The organism is Variovorax sp. P4_D9, assembly GCF_056401695.1.
The window spans coordinates 1-2,879 of record NZ_JBFUIU010000999.1; the positions used below are offsets into that span (position 1 = coordinate 1).

The following is a 2,879-nucleotide window of genomic DNA, read 5'->3' on the forward strand; positions in this document are numbered from 1 at the left end:
CCGTAGGTGATGAAGATCTTGGTGCCGAACACCTTGTAGCTGCCATCGGGCTGCGGCTCGGCACGGCTGCGCACCAGCGCCAGATCGCTGCCGGCCTGCGGCTCGGTCAGGTTCATCGTRCCGGTCCAGCGGCCTTCGACCATCGGGGGCAGATAGGTCTGCTTCAGCGCGTCGGAGCCGGCGATCAGCAGCGCCTCGATCGCGCCGTCGGTCAGCAAGGGGCACAACGCGAAACTGAGATTGGCGCTGTTGTTGATCTCGATGCACGCGGCCCCGATCGTCTTGGGCAGATCCTGGCCGCCGTAGACGGACGGGTGCTGCAGCCCTTGCCAGCCGCCCTCGGCGTATTGGCGGTAGGCCTCCGGGAAGCCGGGCGAGGTGGTCACCGCGCCGTCCTTCCATGTCGACGGGGTTCTGTCGCCCTCGTGATTGAGCGGCGCGATGACGCCTTCATTGAAGCGGGCACATTCCTCCAGCACCGCCTGCGCGGTGTCGACACCGGCGTCCTCGAAGCCGGGCAGGGTGGCGACCTGGGCGAGACCGGCGAGTTCGGTCATGCAGAACAGCATGTCCTTGACGGGGGCTTGATAGCTCATCGAAATCTCCTTGAGTTCATCGCGTTGTCAGCCGAGTGCCCGCACCAGTTCCGGCACCGCCGTGAACAGGTCCGCCACGAGGCCGTAGTCGGCCACCGAGAAGATCGGCGCTTCTTCGTCCTTGTTGATCGCCACGATCACCTTGGAGTCCTTCATGCCCGCCAGATGCTGGATGGCGCCCGAGATGCCGCAGGCGATGTAGAGCTGCGGTGCGACGATCTTGCCCGTCTGGCCCACTTGCCAGTCATTCGGGGCGTAGCCCGCATCGACCGCGGCACGGCTGGCGCCGAGGCCCGCGTTGAGCTTGTCGGCAAGAGGCGCCATCACTTCCTGGAACTTCTCCGCGCTGCCCAGCGCCCGGCCACCCGAGACGATGATCTTGGCCGCCGTCAGTTCGGGGCGCTCGCTCTTGGTCACTTCACGGCCCACGAAGCTCGACTTGCCGCTGTCGGCCACGCCGTCCACGGACTCCACCGCTGCRCTGCCGCCGGTCGATGCCGCCGGATCGAAGCCCGTGGTGCGAACGGTGACCACCTTGGTTGCATCCGAACTCTGCACGATGGCAATCGCGTTGCCCGCATAGATCGGCCGCTCGAAGGTGTCGGGGCTGTCGACCTTGGTCACGTCGCTGATCTGGGCGACATCGAGCAAGGCGGCCACGCGCGGAGCGACGTTCTTGCCGTTGGCCGTGGCCGGGAACAGGATGTGGCTGTAGTTCTTGGCGATCGCGAGCACCTGCGCGGCGACGTTCTCGGCCAGGTTTTCAGCAAGAGATGGGCTGTCGGCCACGATCACCTTGCCAACGCCTGCCACCTGGGCTGCCGCCTTGCCGGCTTCGGCGGCGTTGGCGCCAGCCACCAGCACGTGGACATCGCCGCTGGCGCAGGCAATCCCTGCGGTTACGGTGTTCAGGGTCGCCGGCTTGAGCGTGGCGTGATCGTGTTCGGCAATGACGAGGACGGTCATGTTCGTATTCCTTCTTTCCAGTCTCAGATGACTTTGGCTTCGTTCTTCAGCTTCTCGACAAGGGTGGCCACATCGGGCACCTTGATGCCGGCGCCACGCTTCGGGGGCTCCGAGACCTTCAGGGTCTTCAGGCGCGGCTTGACGTCCACGCCGAGGTCTTCGGGCTTCACGGTGTCGAGCTGCTTCTTCTTGGCCTTCATGATGTTGGGCAGGGTCACGTAGCGTGGCTCGTTCAGGCGCAGGTCGGTGGTGATGACCGCGGGCAGCGACAGGGCGATGGTCTCCATGCCGCCGTCGACTTCGCGCGTGACGTTGACCTTGTCGCCGTCGATCTCGACCTTGGAAGCGAAGGTGGCCTGCGGCAGATCAGCGAGTGCAGCCAGCATCTGGCCGGTCTGGTTGGCGTCGTCGTCGATGGCCTGCTTGCCGAGGATCACGAGCTGGGGCTGTTCCTTGTCGACCAGCGCCTTGAGCAGCTTGGCGACAGCCAGCGGCTGAAGTTCTTCGGTGGTCTCGACCAGGATGCCGCGATCGGCGCCGATGGCCATGGCCGTGCGCAGGGTCTCCTGGCACTTCGCATCGCCGCACGAGACGGCGATGATTTCAGTGGCCATGCCCTTCTCCTTCAAGCGCACCGCCTCTTCGACGGCAATCTCGTCGAAGGGGTTCATGCTCATCTTGACGTTGGCAATGTCCACACCGGTGCCGTCGCTCTTGACGCGCACCTTCACGTTGTAGTCGACGACCCGCTTGACGGGAACCAGGATCTTCATGATTCATCTCCATTTGAGATCAAGCCGGCATTGCATGCCCGGCCAGGAAACGCTCGACGCGACGCGCGGTCTCGCCCGGTCGCGTGAGCACGAAAAGGTGACCGCACTCGACGCTCTCCAGCGTTGCGCGCGGCAGCCGCGACGCCATGAGGCGCCCGTTCACTGGCGGCACGATCGGGTCACCGGCGCCCATCAGCACCAACGTCGGTAGGACAGTACCTCGGGAATTGTCCATCCGTCGCATCAGTGCAGCTTCACGCGCGCCACTGTCCGCCGGAAAATGAAGCGCGCCGCAGTACCGAGCGCCGTCTTCCACGCACCATGCAAGGCCAGTTCGTGCATCTTGTAGAGCGACATATACATCGCGCGCGCGAAGAGTCCTTCGATCCATAGGTTGCCGCCGACGAGCCGCCCCATCAGATTGCCCACGGTCGTGTGCCTGCCGAGTGACACCAGGGAGCCGAAATCGCGGTAGCGCCAAGGCCTCATTGGTTTGCCGCGCAAGAGACGCTCGATCTGCCCAAGCATGTGCGCGGCCTGCTGG

Annotated in this window: 4 protein-coding genes and 1 pseudogene; all 5 read right to left on the minus strand. The window is 64.8% G+C overall.

Annotated features, from left to right (window positions below; genetic code table 11):
- Positions 1 to 596 (minus strand): acyl-CoA dehydrogenase family protein (locus AC1DY5_RS49810; protein ID WP_478121703.1); only part of this gene is annotated, 596 nt, incomplete at its 3' end.
- Between the two features lie 27 nt (positions 597 to 623).
- Positions 624 to 1,562 (minus strand): electron transfer flavoprotein subunit alpha/FixB family protein, encoded by a 939-nt coding sequence (locus tag AC1DY5_RS49815; protein ID WP_478121704.1) that lies wholly within the window; start codon positions 1,560 to 1,562, stop codon positions 624 to 626.
- Between the two features lie 23 nt (positions 1,563 to 1,585).
- The gene (locus AC1DY5_RS49820; protein ID WP_478121705.1) at positions 1,586 to 2,335 is read right to left on the minus strand and encodes an electron transfer flavoprotein subunit beta/FixA family protein; all 750 of its coding nucleotides are present in this window, start codon (positions 2,333 to 2,335) and stop codon (positions 1,586 to 1,588) included.
- Positions 2,336 to 2,354: 19 nt separating this feature from the next.
- Complete coding sequence (locus AC1DY5_RS49825) at positions 2,355 to 2,570, minus strand: alpha/beta fold hydrolase (RefSeq protein WP_478121706.1); 216 nt, start codon at positions 2,568 to 2,570, stop codon at positions 2,355 to 2,357.
- An 8-nt stretch (positions 2,571 to 2,578) separates the two neighbouring features.
- A pseudogene (locus tag AC1DY5_RS49830) lies at positions 2,579 to 2,879 on the minus strand (NAD(P)/FAD-dependent oxidoreductase); the annotation flags it as partial.

Bases quoted from the DNA above. Each gene is read 5' to 3' on its own strand.
- AC1DY5_RS49820 (WP_478121705.1), bottom strand. From the start codon at position 2,335: ATGAAGATCCTGGTTCCCGTCAAGCGGGTCGTCGACTACAACGTGAAG.
- AC1DY5_RS49825 (WP_478121706.1), bottom strand. From the start codon at position 2,570: ATGGACAATTCCCGAGGTACTGTCCTACCGACGTTGGTGCTGATGGGC.